The sequence below is a fragment of the Rugamonas violacea genome (genome assembly GCF_016461825.1).
Classification (GTDB): domain Bacteria; phylum Pseudomonadota; class Gammaproteobacteria; order Burkholderiales; family Burkholderiaceae_D; genus Rugamonas.
The window spans coordinates 20,972-37,070 of the sequence record NZ_JAEMNU010000123.1 but is presented as its reverse complement, the minus strand read 5'-3'; the positions used below and the strand labels follow the sequence as shown (position 1 = coordinate 37,070).

The following is a 16,099-nucleotide window of genomic DNA, read 5'->3' as shown; positions in this document are numbered from 1 at the left end:
CCCCCCCCCCCCCCCCCGGCTCTATGCCTTTGGGTTTGCTTAACTTAGCGGAATTCGCTACTGGCGCTAACTTACGCCGCCAGTTCGATCGATTCGATGACCACGTCCTCGACCGGCACGTCGGAGTGCATGCCGCTGCGGCCGGTTTTGACTTTGCGGATCGCGTCGACCACTTCGGTGCCTTCGGTGACTTTGCCGAACACGGCGTAGCCCCAGCCGTCCTGGCCGGGGTAGTCGAGGAAGCTGTTGTTTTTCACGTTGATGAAGAACTGCGCCGAGGCCGAATGCGGGTCCGAGGTACGCGCCATGGCCAAGGTGTAGGTGTCGTTTTTCAGGCCGTTCTTGGCTTCGTTTTCGACCGTGGTGTCGGCCGATTTTTGTTTCATGCCCGGTGCGAAACCGCCGCCCTGGATCATGAAGTCACCCATCACGCGGTGGAAGATGGTGTTGGCGTAGTGGCCGGCGTTCATGTACGACAGGAAGTTCTCAACCGTTTTTGGCGCTTTTTCCGCGTCCAGAACGGCAGTGAACTTGCCCAGATTGGTGGTGATGATAACGGTTGTCATAATGATCCTAGTGTGTGTTGTTCGATGGTCAATCGCGGGCCGCGCGCGCGGCGCGGCCGCAGCCAAGGCGCTATTTTACAGTTTCGGCTGGATCGGCGTCTTCAAAATCGTCGCCGACTGGATCACCACCGGCGTCACCGGCAGGTTTTGGAACATGCCCTTGTCGTCGACCAGGGTGCCCTTGATCTTGTCGACCACTTCCTGGCCCTTGATGACCTTGCCGAACACCGTGTAGCCGAAGCCGTCGCGGCCCGGGTAGTTGAGCATTTCGTTGTCGGCCACGTTGATGAAGAACTGCGCGGTGGCCGAGTGCGGGTCGCCGGTGCGCGCCATGGCGATGGTGTAGGGCGCGTTGACCAGGCCGTTCTGCGCCTCGTTCTTGACGGGCGGCCGGGTCGGCTTCTGCTTGAGCTTCTCGTCGAAGCCGCCGCCCTGGATCATGAAGCCGTCGATGACGCGGTGAAACAGGGTGCCCTTGTAGTGGCCGCTCTTGACGTACTGCAGGAAGTTGTCGACCGTCTTGGGCGCCTTGGCCGGGTCGAGCTCAAGGACGATCTCGCCCATGCTGGTTTTCAGCGCGACCTGGGGCGTGGCCGGGGCCGCCGTGGCGGCGGCGCCGGCCGCCAACACGGCGCCGGACAGGGTGGCGCCGGCGAACAGGCTGAAGAATTTGGTCAGAAAGGACAGGCGGCGCGGCGCGGTTTGGTGCATTATTGCTTCCTTGGCGAGGTAGATGGGGGAGCGGCAAAGAAATGAAAATTCGTTTGCCGTTCAAAAAATCCTAAGTTATATCGGGCCAGTGCGGATTTTATCAATGCTATACTTGTCCGAGAAGTTTCATTCTAACAAAGAAGAACTAGATACCCGAGGGTCTGTCAGTTTCCACGGCGCACACGAAGAAGTCCAGGCGCGGCATCCCCAGGGTGTCTGCGCCCGGTCCTCGTATTGCCTGGCCGCCGGCCCCTACCAATACGCAAGAGTCCGATGAGCAATTTAAAGATTTACAACACGCTGGCGCGTGACAAGCAGGTTTTCGTACCGATCGAAGAGGGCAAGGTCCGCATGTATGTGTGCGGCATGACCATCTACGACTACTGCCACATCGGCCACGCCCGCATGATGATGGCCTTCGACGTGGTCTACCGCTGGTTGCAGACCTCCGGCTACGACGTCACCTACGTGCGCAACATCACCGACATCGACGACAAGATCATCAAGCGCGCGGTGGAAAACGGCGAGACCATCTCGCAGCTGACCTCCCGCTTCACCCGATACATGGACGAGGACACCGGCGCGCTGGGCATCCTGGCGCCCACCCACGTGCCGCGCGCCACCGAATACGTGCCGCAGATGCTGGCGCTGATCGAAACGCTGGAACGGCGCGAGCTGGCCTACCAGGGCAGCGACGGCGACGTCAACTACGCCGTGCGCAACTTCGCCAACTACGGCCGCCTGTCCGGCAAGTCGCTCGACGACCTGCGCGCCGGCGAGCGCGTCGACGTCAACACCGGCAAGCGCGACCCGCTCGATTTCGTGCTGTGGAAGTCGTCCAAGGAGTCCGAGCCGGACGAGGTCAAGTGGGACTCCAAGTGGGGCAAGGGCCGCCCGGGCTGGCACATCGAGTGCTCGGCGATGTCCTGCGCGCTGCTCGGCGAGCAGTTCGACATCCACGGCGGCGGCGCCGACCTGCAGTTCCCGCACCACGAGAACGAGATCGCCCAGTCCGAGGGCGCCTTCGGCCACAGCATGGTCAACTACTGGCTGCACAACGGCTTCGTGCGGGTCGACAACGAGAAGATGTCCAAATCGCTGGGCAACTTCTTCACCATCCGCGACGTGCTGAAAAAATACGACGCCGAGGTGGTGCGCTTCTTCATCCTGCGCGCCCACTACCGCAGCCCGCTGAACTATTCCGACGCCCACCTGGACGACGCCCGCGTCGCCCTGACCCGCCTGTACACCGCGCTCGACGGCGTGGACGGCGACGGCGCCGCGCTCGACTGGAGCGAGCCGCACGCGGTGCGCTTCGCCGAGGCGATGAACGACGACTTCAACACCCCGGTGGCGCTGGCCGCGCTGTTCGACCTGGTCAGCGAATTGAACAAGTCGAAGTCGCCGCTGGTGGCGCGCCAACTCAAGGGCCTGGCCGGCGTGATCGGCCTGCTGGCCCGCACGCCGCAGGAGTTCCGCCAGGCGGCGGTCGGCGCGGCCGACACCTCGGCCGACGGCGCCATCGTCGAGGCCATCGCGCGCCGCGCGGCGGCCAAGCAGGCGCGCGACTTCGCCCAGTCCGACGCCATCCGCGCCGAGCTGCTGGCGGCCGGCATCATCCTCGAAGACAAACCCGACGGCAGCACCAACTGGCGCCGCGCATGATGGCCCTCTCCAAGGTAAGCGACGGCGCCGCCGTCCCGCTGGTGGTGGCCGTGCCACCCTACTGGGAACAGGCCAAGATCGAACTCATGAAGCGGGACCGCATCATGAAGAAGCTGATCCCGCAATTTGGCGACCTGCACCTGGTCGGCCACGGCGACCCGTTTACTACCTTGGCGCGTTCCATCGTCGGCCAGCAGGTGACCACCAAGGCGGCCGACGCCGCCTGGCACAAGCTGCTGCTGGCCTGTCCGAAGTGCACGCCGGCGCAGGTGCTCAAGGCCGGCGTCGAGCAGCTGTCGGCCTGCGGCCTGTCCAAGCGCAAGACCGAATACATCATCGACCTGGCCGAGCATTTCAAGGCCAAGCGGGTGCACGCCAACCAGTGGGACCAGATGGACGACGAAGCCGTCATCGCCGAACTGGTGCAAATCCGCGGCATCGGACGCTGGACAGCGGAGATGTTTTTGATATTTAATCTGCTCCGGCCGAACGTGCTGCCGCTCGACGACCCCGGTTTGATCCAGGGCATCAGCGTCAATTACTTCTCCGGCGAGCCGGTCTCGCGCAGCGATGCGCGCGAGGTCTCCGCCAACTGGGAACCCTGGCGCACCGTCGCCACCTGGTACTTATGGCGGAGTCTGGACCCGCTTCCGGTAGAATAGCGCAATATTAATCGCCGCCCCGCGCCGCCCCTTCCCCGGGCGGGGCGGGGACGGCTGAGAACAAATACGGAGGTACAATGACTAAAACGACTTTCCTCAATTTTGAGCAACCGATCGCGGAACTCGATTCCAAGATCGAAGAGCTGCGTTTCGTGCAAGACGATTCGGCCGTCGACATCTCCGAGGAGATCGACCGCCTGGCCAAGAAGAGCCAGCAACTGACCAAAGACATCTACGCCAAGCTGACGCCGTGGCAGGTCGCACAGATCGCGCGCCACCCGCAGCGGCCGTACACGATGGACTACGTCAACGAGATCTTCACCGACTTCCACGAGCTGCACGGCGACCGCAGCTACGCCGACGACCTGTCGATGGTCGGCGGTCTGGCCCGTTTCAACGGCCAGGCCTGCATGGTCATCGGCCATCAGAAGGGCCGCGACACCAAGGAGCGCGCGCTGCGCAACTTCGGCATGCCGAAACCGGAAGGCTACCGCAAGGCGATGCGCCTGATGAAGCTGGCCGAAAAATTCGGCATCCCGATCTTCACCTTCGTCGACACGCCCGGCGCCTTCCCCGGCATCGACGCCGAGGAGCGCGGCCAGTCCGAGGCGATCGGCCACAACCTGTACGTGATGGCCGAACTGAAGGTGCCGCTGATCGCCACCATCATCGGCGAAGGCGGCTCCGGCGGCGCGCTGGCGATCGCCGTGGGCGACGCCGTGCTGATGCTGCAATACGCCACCTACTCGGTGATTTCGCCCGAGGGCTGCGCCTCGATCCTGTGGAAGACCGCCGAGCGCGCCTCCGACGCCGCCGAGGCGCTGGGTCTGACCGCGCACCGCCTGAAGGCGATGGGCCTGATCGACAAGATCGTCAGCGAGCCGCTGGGCGGCGCCCACCGCGATCCGAAACAGATGGCCACGCTGCTCAAGCGCGCGCTGGCCGACTCGCTGCGCCAGTTCCACGGCATGAAGACCAAGGACCTGCTGGAAGCCCGCCACGACAAGCTGATGAGCTACGGCAAGTTCAAGGAAACCACGCCGCAGGAGTAATCCGGCGACAGTAAAACCAGGGCGCCGGCGGCGCCGGCCAAACCCCGAGGCGTGGAGCCGGGGTCGGACCCAGCGGGTCCGACCCCGGATTGCGGTCTTGGGTTCCAGCCGGCAAACCTGCGCGCCGACCAAGACCGGGATCAGACCGGGGCCTACGCCTCCGATCTGCTCCCGGTTTTTTCATTGGAGCAGCAATTGAAGAAGCAACAAATCCCCAGCCTGGAGTCGAACTTCGCCCAGGCGCTGGCGGCGGCCGGGCAGGGCGCCGGCAGCCGTCTGGCCATCGCGCTGAGCGGCGGCCTCGACTCCTCGGCCCTGCTGCACCTGGCGCACGCCTACGCCGGCGCCAACGGCATCGAGCTGTACGCCTTCCACGTCCACCACGGCCTGAGTCCCAACGCCGACGCCTGGCTGGCCCACTGTGAGCAAGCCTGCGCCGCGCTGGGCGTGCGCTTCGAGGCGCGCCGCGTCGTGCTGGACGAGCCGCGCAAGAGCGGCACCGAGGCGGCCGCCCGCAAGAGCCGCTACGCCGCGCTGGGCGCGCTGTGCGCGGCGCACGGCGCGACCTTGCTGCTGACCGCCCACCACCGCGACGACCAGGCCGAGACGGTGCTGCTGCAGCTGCTGCGCGGCTCCGGCCCGGCCGGCCTGTCCGGCATGGACGCGGCCAACGCCGCGCCCGAGTTGCTGGCCAATCCGGCGCTGGTGATGGCGCGTCCGCTGCTGGCCGCCTCGCGCCAGCAACTGGCCGAATATGTGGCGGCGCAGCATATCGCCTTCGTCGACGACGAGTCCAACCACGACCCGCGCTTCGCCCGCAACGCGCTGCGCCACCAGGTGATGCCGGCGCTGGCGCAGGCCTTCCCCGGTTTCCAGGAGCGCTTCGCGCGCAGCGCCCAGCACGCCCAGTCGGCCCAACGCCTGCTCACCGAGCTGGCCGAGCAGGACCTGGCCGCCTGCCTGGACGGCGACTGCCTCGACGTCGCCAAGCTGCGCGCCATGAGCAGCGACCGCGCCTACAACCTGCTGCGCCACTGGTTCGCCACGCGGCGCCTGCGCATGCCCACCACCGCCTGGCTGGCCGAGATGCTGACCCAGCTGGTCGAGGCGCGCCACGACGCCCAGTTGCTGGTCACCCATCCCGACTGCCACGTGCGGCGCCACCGCGACCGCCTGTACCTGACGCCCAAGCTGGCCGAGCTGGAGGGCACCCGCGTCGACGAGTCCGACATCAAGGACGGCCAGGCCTTCCGCTGGAACGGCGAGGCCGAGCTGGCCTTCCCGGCCTATGGCGGGGTGTTGTATTTTGATCCGGCCGAGGAGGGCCTGGCGGCCGACTGGCTGCGCGGCCAGGAACTCGTCATCGACTTCCGCCAGGGTGGCGAGCGGCTCAAGCTGGCGCACAACCGCTCGACCCGTGGACTGAAATACCACTATCAAGCTTGCAATGTTCCGGCTTGGGAAAGAACCCGTTTACCCGTGGTCAGCAGCCGCAAGCGGTTGCTGTTCGCCGCCGGCGTCGGCATGGATTGCCACCACTTGGTGAGCGAGGGCGAAACGCGATACCGCCTGCGCTGGCAGGCTGTCTAGACAATTTGCCGCCCCGCCAATCGGGTATGAGCATATGCCGAGACTGTATGAGTTTATGACTTTTTTGACTTGTTATTATGCAGTGCAGCATGTAGAGTTAAGGGTTCCTTTTACACCTAATTGAGCGGAATACTCACTGTTATGGCTTTAATCGTGCATAAATACGGCGGTACGTCGATGGGTTCGACGGATCGCATCAAGAACGTAGCGCAGCGTGTCGCCAAGTGGCATGACGCGGGACATCAAATCGTCGTGGTGCCGTCGGCCATGTCCGGCGAGACCAACCGCCTGATCGGTCTGGCCAAGCAGATCCAGGAACAACCCGATCCGCGCGAGCTGGACATGATCGCCTCGACCGGCGAGCAGGTCTCGGTCGGCCTGCTGTCGATGGCCCTGCTGGCGATCGGCAAACAAGCGGTGTCCTACGCCGGTTGGCAAGTGGCGATTAAAACCGACTCCGCCTTCACCAAGGCGCGCATCCAGTCGATCGACGACGAGAAGGTGCGGCGCGACCTCGACGCCGGCAAGATCGTCATCATCACCGGCTTCCAGGGCGTCGACGACCACGGCAACATCTCGACCCTGGGCCGGGGCGGTTCCGACACCTCCGCCGTGGCGATCGCCGCCGCCATGAAGGCGGCCGAGTGCCTGATCTTCACCGACGTCGACGGCGTCTACACCACCGACCCGCGGGTGGTCTCCGAAGCGCGCCGCCTGAAGGCCATCACCTTCGAGGAAATGCTGGAACTGGCCTCGCTGGGCTCGAAAGTGCTGCAAACCCGCTCGGTGGAATTCGCCGGCAACTACCGCGTGCCGACCCGCGTCCTGTCGTCGCTGACCGACCCGATGCTCGATCTGGAGATCGAAGCCAACTCGGGTACCCTGATTTCGTTTGAGGAAGATACACACATGGAACAAGCAGTCATCTCCGGTATCGCGTTTAATCGCGACGAGGCCAAAATCACCGTGCTCGGCGTGCCCGACCGTCCGGGCGTGGCCTACCACATCCTCGGCCCGGTGGCCGATGCCAACATCGAAGTCGACATGATCATCCAGAATCAGTCGGTCGACGGCAAGACCGATTTCACCTTCACCGTGTCGCGCAACGACTACGCGCAGGCGATGGACGTGCTGAACGGCACCAAGGCCGCCCTGGGCGCCGCCAGCATCACCGGCGACGCCAAGGTGTCGAAGCTGTCGGTGGTCGGCGTGGGCATGCGCAGCCACGTCGGCGTCGCCTCGCAGATGTTCCGCACGCTGTCGGAAGAGGGCATCAACATCATGATGATCTCGACCTCGGAAATCAAAATTTCCGTGCTGATCGACGAGAAATACATGGAGCTGGCCGTGCGCGCGCTGCACAAAGCGTTCGAGCTGGAAAAAGCATAAAAAGAGCGTAAAAAAGTTTAAAAAAACCGTCCGGTTCCTTGACCAATTCGTCTTCGGCCTATACTATGACGGTCGTCTGCTGCAGCGATTTATTGCAAGGTGGACATAGTTGAGTAATCAGCTAGGAGACGTGGCCGAGTGGCCGAAGGCACATCCCTGCTAAGGATGCATACGGCTTATACCTGTATCGTGAGTTCGAATCTCACCGTCTCCGCCAGTATTTTTAAAAACCCGCTTCGGCGGGTTTTTTCATTTCCGTCTTGCGCGGATGAATGATGCTTCACCGTCCAGGTCTGTCTTTGCATAACCCGCCTCGGCGGGTTTTTCATTTGTGCCGTTTTCATCGCCTGGCGTCTTGACCAATCCGCATCGGGCCTATACTATTGCGCTCGTCTACTGCAGCGCTGTTCGGCGAGGTGGACATAGTTGAGTAATCAGCTAGGAGACGTGGCCGAGTGGCCGAAGGCACATCCCTGCTAAGGATGCATACGGCTTATACCTGTATCGTGAGTTCGAATCTCACCGTCTCCGCCAGTATTTTAAAAACCCGCTTCGGCGGGTTTTTTCATTTCCGCCTTGCGCAGGCGAATACCGACCTCCTTGTGGCCGGCTGGCGCTGTGATGTCAGACCACGACCTGGCCGCCGGCCGGCCGGCGCGACAGCAGTTGCGACAGCTTGCGCAGCGCGGCGGCGAAGCGGGCGCGCTCGCGGATGCTGCCCAGGGAGACGCGGATCGCGTTGGGCGCGATGCCGCCGATCTGGAAGGCGCCCGACGGCGTCACCGACAAGCCCTCGGCGCGCGCCGTGTTGGCCAGCTCGCGCGCGGTCCAGTAGGAGGGCAGGGGCAGCCACAGATGGATGCCTTCGCCCGGCGTTTGCGGTCCGCCGGCCAGCAACTGGTGGGCCAGCTGCTGGCGCGCGCGGGCCTCCTGGCGCACGCCGTCCAGCAGTTGCTGCGCGGTGCCGTCATGGATCCATTGCGCCATCAGCGCGGTGGCCAGCGGCGTCGCCATCAGCGAGAACGAGCGCAGCGCGTTCAATACGCGTTCGCGCAGCAGCGCATCGGGCAGCAGCACGAAGGCGGTGCGCAGGCCGGGCGCCAGGCATTTCGACAGGGTGGCGATGTAGCAGACCTTGGCCGGCGCGTGGCGGGCCAGCGGCGGCGGCGCGTCGGCCGCCAGCAGCCAGTAGGGATCGTCCTCGATGATGCTGGCGCCGCAGCGCTGCACCGCCGCCGCCAGCGCGCGCCGGCGCTCGGCCGGCATGCTCAGCGCGGTGGGATTTTGCAAGGTCGGATTCAGGTAGACCAGCCGCGCGCCATGCTTGTTGCAGGCGTACTCCATGGCGTCGGGCAGCATGCCGTGCTCGTCGGCCGGCACCGCGACGACGCGCCGGCCGAGCTGCTCGGCCGCCGTGCGCAGGCCGGGGTAGATGGTCGGCTCGGCCAGGATCACCTCGCCCGGCTGGCTCAGCGCCAGTATCAGCGCGGCCAGCGCGCTCTGGGCGCCGGGACAGACCACGATATGCTCCGGGTCCAGCGTGCCGAACTGCGGCGCCAGCCAGGCGGCGCCGGCGGCCCGCTCGGCCTGGCTGCCGCCGCCCAGGTGGTAGGTCATCAGCATGTCGCTGTCGCTGCGCATCAAGACCTGGGCCAGGCCCTGTTTCAGCATGTCGTTGAAATCGACCCCGGCCGGCGGCGGCGGAATGTTCATGCTCAGGTCCAGCATCGGCGCCAGCTCGACCTTGGGCGCCGCCGCGTAGGTGCCGCGCGCGCCGCGCCCCTCCAGCAGATGGCGCCGCTTGGCTTCGTCGTAGCCGCGCGTGATCGTCGTCAAGTCCACCCGCAGGCGGGCCGCCAGCAGGCGCTGCGGCGGCAGCCGGTCGCCCGGCGCCAGCCGGCCGTCGGACAAGGCCTGCTCGATGAAGTCGGCGATTTGCAGGTAGCGCGGGCCGCCATGCGGGCTGAATTGCGCTGCCCAAGCGAACTGGTCTTCTTGCTCTTGTATGGATGTTGCCTGTGACATTTCGTTCCGATGTATGGAAATTGCTTTTGCGTAGTATGCCCGACAGCGTCAGGAAGATCCATACATGGCGAATAACCAAGGCGCGGCTGAACGGGTAGGGCGCGCCAGCCGGTTAAAGATATATTTAATTTGAATCTTATTGCCGTTGGGATTAAAATCGTCCTGTCCAGGCAAGCCTTGCGGCCGCGTGCGTCGCGGCCCTGCGGAGCAGCCTGAGTTTTTCGGAGCGGTAACCTGCCATGGCCAAGATTTTCCCCATCCACCCCAAGAACCCCGAGCGTATCTGCTGGGGTTGCGACAAGTATTGCCCGGTCGGTTCGCTGGCCTGTGGCAACGGTTCGGACCGAACGCAGCATCCGGTCGAGCTGTTCGGCGACGACTGGGCCGAGTGGGGCCTCGACGGCGTCAAGCCGCCGCTCAAGCCGAAGGCCGGCTGAGCTAGCCTCAATCCTGCTTGCGGCCGCGCGCAGGTGCCCGCGACGGCACCGGTGCCCGTGACGGCGGCGGCGCGCTGAAACGGCGCGCCGCCGGGCTATCCAGGGCGCGCAGGAATTCCAGCAAGTCGGCTTTTTCCAATGGCGTCAGGATCAAGGGATGTCCGCTCTCGGCGCTGCGGTAGTAGATCTCCAATTCGACCGCCTCCTCCAAGGTCGCAATGCTGCCGTCGTGCATGTACGGCGCCGTCAGCGCCACATTGCGCAAGCTGGGCGTGCGGAATTTTCCGATGTCGGCCGGCTGCAAGGTCACCGCGAAGCGGCCGAGTTCGGCCACATCCTCGTCGCTGAGCACGGCCTGGTCCAGCGCCTTGCCCTGCTTGCGCATCTGCACCAGCCCGGTGGTGAGCGCCGGCAGGCGCTGCGCGATACGCGACAGGCCCACGCTCAGGCCGTGAAACTGGTTGTCGGTAAATATGGCATGCTCCGGGCCGATCACATGGCAGCTGGCGCACTGTGCCCGGCCTTGAAACAGCAGCAGGCCGCGCTTGGCGGCCGGCGCCAAGGCCGACTCCTCACCCTGGTAGCGGAAGCGGTCGAACGGCGAGCCGGCGGCACTCAGCGTGCGCTCGAAGCTGGCCAGCGCCTGGCCCACGTGCTGGATCCGGATCGCACCGGCCTTGCTGGCGGCGTTGGTTTCGGCGTTGCTTTCGGCGTTGCCCGGGAAGGCGGCGCGGAAGGCCTTCACATAGGCGCTGTCCCGGCGGAGTCGGTCGAGTAGGGCGCCATGGTTGCTGAGGCCGTGTTCGCGCGGCTGCACGAAGGGGTCGAGCGCCTGCTCCTCCAGTGTGACGCGGCGGCCGTCCCAGAACTGGCTGGTGTTGAAGGCGGCGTTCAGCAAGGTGGGCGTGTTGCGCGTACCCAGCCGGCCGCCGATGCCTTGCGCCAGCGCCTTGCCGTCGATAAAGGCGCGTTCCGGTTGGTGGCAGCTGGCGCAGCTGATCTTGCCGTCGGCACTCAGGCGCTTGTCGAAAAACAAGGTCCGGCCCAGCGACGCCATGGCCGGCGATGGCGCCGCCGGCAGGGCGGGCAGACCGAGCTGCTCCGGCCGGGCCGTGGTGGCCGGCGGCAAGATGCAAAGTGACAAAAAAACAACGCCCGTCAGCCATCGCCGAGGTGGCGGATTCGCTCTTGCGCGGGGTGGGTGTGTCGCCATTGCGGGGAAATCCTTGCCGATTATAAATTTAATGAAAGCAATATGTATGTTATGGTAATTGTGATTTTTACACCATAGCCGGCTTCGAATAAATGACGAACATGCAGTAACACTCGACTCTTTTTAAAAGGGACATGCTATGTGGCATCGGTACGCTAGGACGGCTGGTCGCTCGGGACTGAGGCATGTCGAGTGGGGCGTGTTGGCCGCGCTGCTGTGGGCGCTGCTGGCGCCCAGCCATGCCGCCGAGGTGCGCTATGTCTATGACGAGCTGGGCAGATTGGTCGAGGTCGTCGCGCCGGACGGCGCCAGCGCGCAGTACCGTTATGACGCGGTGGGCAATATCAGCGCCATCGAAAGGCATGCCGCCAACGCCCTCTCGGTCGCCGAGTTCAGCCCCAACAGCGGCGCCGTCAATACGCCGGTCACCATCTACGGCAGCGGTTTTAGCAGCGTCGCGGCGAGCAACAGCGTCAGCTTCAACGGCGTCGCCGCCGTCGTCTCGGCCGCCACCAGCACCAGCCTGGTGGTGACGGTGCCGGCGGGCGCCAGCAGCGGAAAAATCACCGTCGCCAATAGCAACGGCAGCGCCAGCAGCAGCGGCAGCTTCATCATCGGCGCGGGAGCGGCGCCGACGATTTCCTCCTTCACCCCCACCATCGGAATCCTGGGCAGCGCTGTCACTATCAGCGGCAGCAATTTCCAGACCGCCAAGGTCGCCAACAAAATCACCTTCGGCGGCATGACCGCCGCCACCACCACCGCTTCGGCGACCAGCTTGGGCAGCAGTGTGCCGGGCGCGGCGGCGTCGGGACGGATCACGGTTGCCACGCCGTACGGCAAGGCGGTCAGCGGCAGCGACTTCTATGCCGTTCCGGGTGGAATCAATCCGGCGGAGATTGAATATGTCGGCCGCATCGATGTTGGCGGGGCGGTGAAAACGGTCACCATCGGCACGGCGGGCAAGAAGGCGCTGCTGATTTTCGACGGTGCGCAGTGGCAATACCTGTCCCTGCTGGTGACCGGCAGCACTTTCGGCAGCGCCGTTAGTGCCAGCGTCTACCGGCCGGACGGCACGCTGCTGATCGCCGGCAGTGTCGCCGGCAACGACGTGCTGGACTTCTCCCGGTTGCCTTCGGCCGGCACCTACACCGTGTTGCTGAGCCCGGCCGCGACCGACAAGGGCAAGATCGATCTGCAACTGAAGGCGGAGGCGCTTGGCGTGCTGAGCGTCGACGGCGCGCCATTGCCGCTCAGTCTGGCGGCCGGAGTCAACGGCCGTTACACCTTCGGCGCAACGACGGGCCAGCGGCTGACGCTGGGCTACACCGGCGTGAGCACCAATCCGGCCGGGCAGAGCGTCGGGTTTGCTGTCTACAAGCCGGATGGCACGCTGCTGTTCAGTGACAGTTGGGCGAACGACAATAGCAATACCTTGCCGGTGTTGCCGACGTCCGGCACCTACGCCGTACTCGTCAATCCCCGAGGCCTGGCCACCGCCAACCTTACGCTGACCCTATCGACGGAGCTGGCCGGCGCGCTGGTCATCGACGGCGCCCCAGTCAGCTTCGCCAGCACGCGGGCCGGACAGAACGGCCGCTACACCTTCACCGGCGCGGCCGGCCAGACGCTGGGCTTGGGCTACACCGGTTTCAGCCGCACGCCAAGCGGCGCTGGCATCACCTACGGCGTCTACAAGCCGGACGGCGGCTTGTTGTTCAGCGACTCCTGGGGCAACAACAACAGCAACAACCTGCCCAAGCTGCCACTGGACGGCACCTACGTCGTGCTGGTCGATCCGTCCGGCGTGGCGGCCGCCAACGTGACGCTGACCTTGTCGTCGGACGTCGCCGGCGTGCTGCTCGCCAACGCCGCGCCGACCACCTTCAGCAGCGCGCGGGCCGGCCAGAACGGCCGTTACACCTTCACCGGCACGGCCGGGCAGAAGTACTGGATGGCCTGGAGCAACGGCAGCTTCGGCGTGGCGGCGGCAATTAATGTGCTGAAGCCGGACGGCACCAGCCTGGTCACCGGCAGCGTGAAGACCGGCGCCACGCTCGACATTCCGCTGTTGCCGGCGAGCGGAACCTACACCGTGTTCATCGATCCGGTGGCCGCCGACACCGGCCGGGTGGACCTGCAGTTGAACAGCGCACCGGTCGATCTGGTTGGCGTTATCGTGGCCGACGGTGCGGCGTTGCAACTCGATCTGGGCTTGCAGCAGAGGGCGGCGATCACCTTCAACGGCACGGCGGGGCAGACCTTGGGACTGGGCTACGGCGCCGTGGCGACGGTGCCGGCGGCGCAAAGCTTGACCTATTCGGTAATCAAGCCGGACGGCGTCGTACTGTTCAGCGAAACGCTGCCCGGCAACAACAGCAGCAGCTTGCCGACCCTGCCGGTGTCGGGCAGCTACACCATTTCCGTCGTGCCACAGGCCGGCGTGACCGGCGCCAGCCTGGCGCTGACCCTGTCGTCCGACTTGGTGGGCGTGCTGGCCGTCGACGGCGCTTCGACCACGTTCTCCAGCGCGCGGCCGGGCCAGAACGGCCGCTACAGCTTCCCGGCGCTGGCAGGCCAGAAGCTGACGCTGGGCTACACCGGATTTACTACCAGCCCGGCCGGTCAAAGCCTCAAATACTCGGTCTACAAGCCCGACGGCGTGCTCTTGTTCAGCGACAGCTGGAGCAACGACAACAGTAATTCATTGCCGCTCCTGCCGGTGTCCGGCGACTACACGCTGCTGGTCGATCCGCGCGGCGCGGCGCTCGGCGCCAACGTCACGCTGACCCTGTCGACGGAGCTGGCCGGCGCGCTGGTCATCGACGGCGCCCCGGTCAGCTTCGCCAGCACGCGGGCCGGACAGAACGGCCGCTACACCTTCACCGGCGCGGCCGGCCAGACGCTGGGCTTGGGTTACACCGGCTTCAGCCGCACGCCGGCCGGGGGAAGCATCACCTACGGCGTCTACAAGCCGGACGGCGGCTTGCTGTTCAGCGACTCCTGGGGCAACAACAACAGCAACAACCTGCCCAAGCTGCCACTGGACGGCACCTACTCCGTGCTGGTCGATCCGTCCGGCGTGGCGGCCGCCAACGTGACGCTGACCTTGTCGTCGGACGTCGCCGGCGTGCTGCTCGCCAACGCCGCGCCGACCACCTTCAGCAGCGCGCGGCCGGGCCAGAACGGCCGCTACACCTTCAGCGGCACGGCCGGGCAGAAGTACTGGATGGCCTGGAGCAACGGCAGCTTCGGCGTGGCGGCGGCAATTAATGTGCTGAAGCCGGACGGCACCAGCCTGGTCACCGGCAGCGTGAAGACCGGCGCCACGCTCGATATTCCGCTGTTGCCGGCGAGCGGAACCTACACCGTGTTCATCGATCCGGCGGCTGCCGACACCGGCCGGGTGGACCTGCAGTTGAACAGCGCGCCGGTCGATCTGGTTGGCGTTATCGTGGCCGACGGCGCGCCGCTGCAACTCGATCTGGGCTTGCAGCAGAGGGCGGCGCTCACCTTCAACGGCACGGCGGGGCAGACCCTGGGGCTGGGCTACGGCGCCGTGGCGACGGTGCCGGCGGCGCAAAGCTTGACCTATTCGGTAATCAAGCCGGACGGCGTCGTACTGTTCAGCGAAACGCTGCCCGGCAACAACAGCAGCAGCTTGCCGGCCCTGCCGGTGTCGGGCAGCTACACCATTTCCGTCGTGCCACAGGCCGGCGTGACCGGCGCCAGCCTGGCGCTGAGCTTGTCGTCCGACTTGGCGGGCGTGCTGGCCATCGACGGCGCTTCGACCACGTTCTCCAGCGCGCGGCCGGGCCAGAACGGCCGCTACAGCTTCCCGGCGCTGGCAGGCCAGAAACTGACGCTTGGCTACACCGGATTTACTACCAGCCCGGTCGGTCAAATCCTCAAATACTCGGTCTACAAGCCGGATGGCGTGCTGTTGTTCAGCGACACCTGGAGCAACGACAACAGCAATCTGCTGCCGGCCTTGCCTGTGTCGGGCGACTACACGCTGCTGGTCGATCCGCGCGGCGCGGCGCTCGGCGCCAACGTCACGCTGACCCTGTCGACGGAGCTGGCCGGCGCGCTGGTCATCGACGGCGCTTCGGTCAGCTTCGCCAGCACGCGCGCCGGGCAGAACGGCCGCTACACCTTCACCGGCGCGGCCGGCCAGACGCTGGGCTTGGGCTACACCGGCTTCAGCCGCACGCCGGCCGGGGGAAGCATCACCTACGGCGTCTACAAGCCGGACGGAGGCTTGCTGTTCAGCGACTCCTGGGGCAACAACAACAGCAACAACCTGCCCAAGCTGCCACTGGACGGCACCTACGCCGTGCTGGTCGATCCGTCCGGCGTGGCGGCGGCCAACGTGACGCTGACCCTGTCGTCGGACAGCGCCGGCACGCTGCTGGCCAACGCCGCGCCGACCACCTTCAGCAGCGAACGGCCCGGCCAGAACGGCCGCTACACCTTCAGCGGCACGGCCGGGCAGTTGTCGTCTCTGGCGCTCAGCAACAAGACCTTTCCGTCAACGGTGCTGGTGAGCGTCTTCAAACCGGACGGCAGCAGTCTGACATCGGCCAGCGTGACGGCGGCGACCACGGTCGGCATGCCGGCGCTGCCGGTGGCGGGAATTTACAGCGTGCTGATCGATCCCTCGACGGTCACGACCGGCGCGATCGATGTCCAGTTGAAATAGCCGCGCCCGCGGCGACGCCAGCAGCATAAAAACAGCAACTTGAACGAGTAAGGGAGCCCCGCCGTGTTGACAAGAACCATGCAACTC

General features: G+C 65.4%; 11 protein-coding genes and 2 tRNA genes. 9 read left to right on the top strand and 4 right to left on the bottom strand.

The annotated features are described in order from the left end of the window. Positions 1-71 precede the first annotated feature (71 nt). Together H7U20_RS22365 and H7U20_RS22360 are read right to left on the bottom strand one after the other, a co-directional pair. Positions 72-566, bottom strand: coding sequence for a peptidylprolyl isomerase (locus H7U20_RS22365; protein ID WP_199761358.1), 495 nt, complete (start codon positions 564-566; stop codon positions 72-74). Between the two features lie 75 nt (positions 567-641). Continuing rightward, on the bottom strand, positions 642-1,277 hold the full coding sequence (locus H7U20_RS22360) for a peptidylprolyl isomerase (RefSeq protein WP_199761357.1): 636 nt from the start codon (positions 1,275-1,277) through the stop codon (positions 642-644). 273 nt (positions 1,278-1,550) lie between these two features. Here H7U20_RS22360 and cysS point away from each other — a divergent pair, with 273 nt between their 5' ends. The 7 genes from cysS (at position 1,551) to H7U20_RS22325 (ending at position 8,169) form a co-directional block, all read left to right on the top strand. Next, positions 1,551-2,942: a cysteine--tRNA ligase gene (cysS, locus tag H7U20_RS22355; protein WP_199761356.1), complete on the top strand. Its 1,392-nt coding sequence runs from the start codon at positions 1,551-1,553 to the stop codon at positions 2,940-2,942. Next, the gene (locus H7U20_RS22350) at positions 2,942-3,604 is read left to right on the top strand and encodes a DNA-3-methyladenine glycosylase family protein (RefSeq protein ID WP_093388691.1); all 663 of its coding nucleotides are present in this window, start codon (positions 2,942-2,944) and stop codon (positions 3,602-3,604) included. Before cysS ends, H7U20_RS22350 begins: the two co-directional genes overlap by 1 nt. 77 nt (positions 3,605-3,681) lie before the next feature. Continuing rightward, positions 3,682-4,656 (top strand): acetyl-CoA carboxylase carboxyltransferase subunit alpha, encoded by a 975-nt coding sequence (locus H7U20_RS22345; RefSeq protein WP_199761355.1) that lies wholly within the window; start codon positions 3,682-3,684, stop codon positions 4,654-4,656. 195 nt (positions 4,657-4,851) lie between these two features. Then, positions 4,852-6,246 (top strand): tRNA lysidine(34) synthetase TilS, encoded by a 1,395-nt coding sequence (tilS, locus tag H7U20_RS22340; RefSeq protein WP_199761354.1) that lies wholly within the window; start codon positions 4,852-4,854, stop codon positions 6,244-6,246. Between the two features lie 141 nt (positions 6,247-6,387). Continuing rightward, a complete protein-coding gene (locus H7U20_RS22335; protein WP_199761353.1) occupies positions 6,388-7,635 on the top strand; it encodes an aspartate kinase in 1,248 nt (415 codons plus the stop codon). A gap of 124 nt (positions 7,636-7,759) precedes the next feature. Then, positions 7,760-7,852, top strand: a tRNA-Ser gene (locus tag H7U20_RS22330). Between the two features lie 224 nt (positions 7,853-8,076). Then, positions 8,077-8,169, top strand: a tRNA-Ser gene (locus H7U20_RS22325). A 90-nt stretch (positions 8,170-8,259) separates the two neighbouring features. Here H7U20_RS22325 and H7U20_RS22320 read toward each other — a convergent pair. Continuing rightward, the gene (locus H7U20_RS22320) at positions 8,260-9,660 is read right to left on the bottom strand and encodes an aminotransferase-like domain-containing protein (RefSeq protein WP_199761352.1); all 1,401 of its coding nucleotides are present in this window, start codon (positions 9,658-9,660) and stop codon (positions 8,260-8,262) included. A gap of 239 nt (positions 9,661-9,899) precedes the next feature. Here H7U20_RS22320 and H7U20_RS22315 point away from each other — a divergent pair, with 239 nt between their 5' ends. Beyond that, positions 9,900-10,097: a DUF3079 domain-containing protein gene (locus H7U20_RS22315; protein ID WP_199761351.1), complete on the top strand. Its 198-nt coding sequence runs from the start codon at positions 9,900-9,902 to the stop codon at positions 10,095-10,097. A gap of 7 nt (positions 10,098-10,104) precedes the next feature. Here the strand turns inward: H7U20_RS22315 and H7U20_RS22310 are convergent, their stop codons facing one another. Continuing rightward, positions 10,105-11,241, bottom strand: a complete 1,137-nt coding sequence (locus H7U20_RS22310; protein WP_199761350.1) for a cytochrome-c peroxidase — start codon at positions 11,239-11,241, stop codon at positions 10,105-10,107. A 268-nt stretch (positions 11,242-11,509) separates the two neighbouring features. Here H7U20_RS22310 and H7U20_RS22305 point away from each other — a divergent pair, with 268 nt between their 5' ends. Beyond that, the gene (locus H7U20_RS22305) at positions 11,510-16,012 is read left to right on the top strand and encodes an IPT/TIG domain-containing protein (protein ID WP_199761349.1); all 4,503 of its coding nucleotides are present in this window, start codon (positions 11,510-11,512) and stop codon (positions 16,010-16,012) included. Positions 16,013-16,099: the final 87 nt, after the last annotated feature.

What these genes read in the sequence shown, in the direction of transcription:
- H7U20_RS22335 (WP_199761353.1), top strand. Translation starts at nt 6,388, where the DNA reads ATGGCTTTAATCGTGCATAAATACGGCGGTACGTCGATGGGTTCGACG.
- H7U20_RS22360 (WP_199761357.1), bottom strand. Translation starts at nt 1,277, where the DNA reads ATGCACCAAACCGCGCCGCGCCGCCTGTCCTTTCTGACCAAATTCTTC.
- H7U20_RS22320 (WP_199761352.1), bottom strand. Translation starts at nt 9,660, where the DNA reads ATGTCACAGGCAACATCCATACAAGAGCAAGAAGACCAGTTCGCTTGG.
- H7U20_RS22365 (WP_199761358.1), bottom strand. Translation starts at nt 566, where the DNA reads ATGACAACCGTTATCATCACCACCAATCTGGGCAAGTTCACTGCCGTT.
- H7U20_RS22315 (WP_199761351.1), top strand. Translation starts at nt 9,900, where the DNA reads ATGGCCAAGATTTTCCCCATCCACCCCAAGAACCCCGAGCGTATCTGC.
- H7U20_RS22345 (WP_199761355.1), top strand. Translation starts at nt 3,682, where the DNA reads ATGACTAAAACGACTTTCCTCAATTTTGAGCAACCGATCGCGGAACTC.
- cysS (WP_199761356.1), top strand. Translation starts at nt 1,551, where the DNA reads ATGAGCAATTTAAAGATTTACAACACGCTGGCGCGTGACAAGCAGGTT.
- H7U20_RS22350 (WP_093388691.1), top strand. Translation starts at nt 2,942, where the DNA reads ATGGCCCTCTCCAAGGTAAGCGACGGCGCCGCCGTCCCGCTGGTGGTG.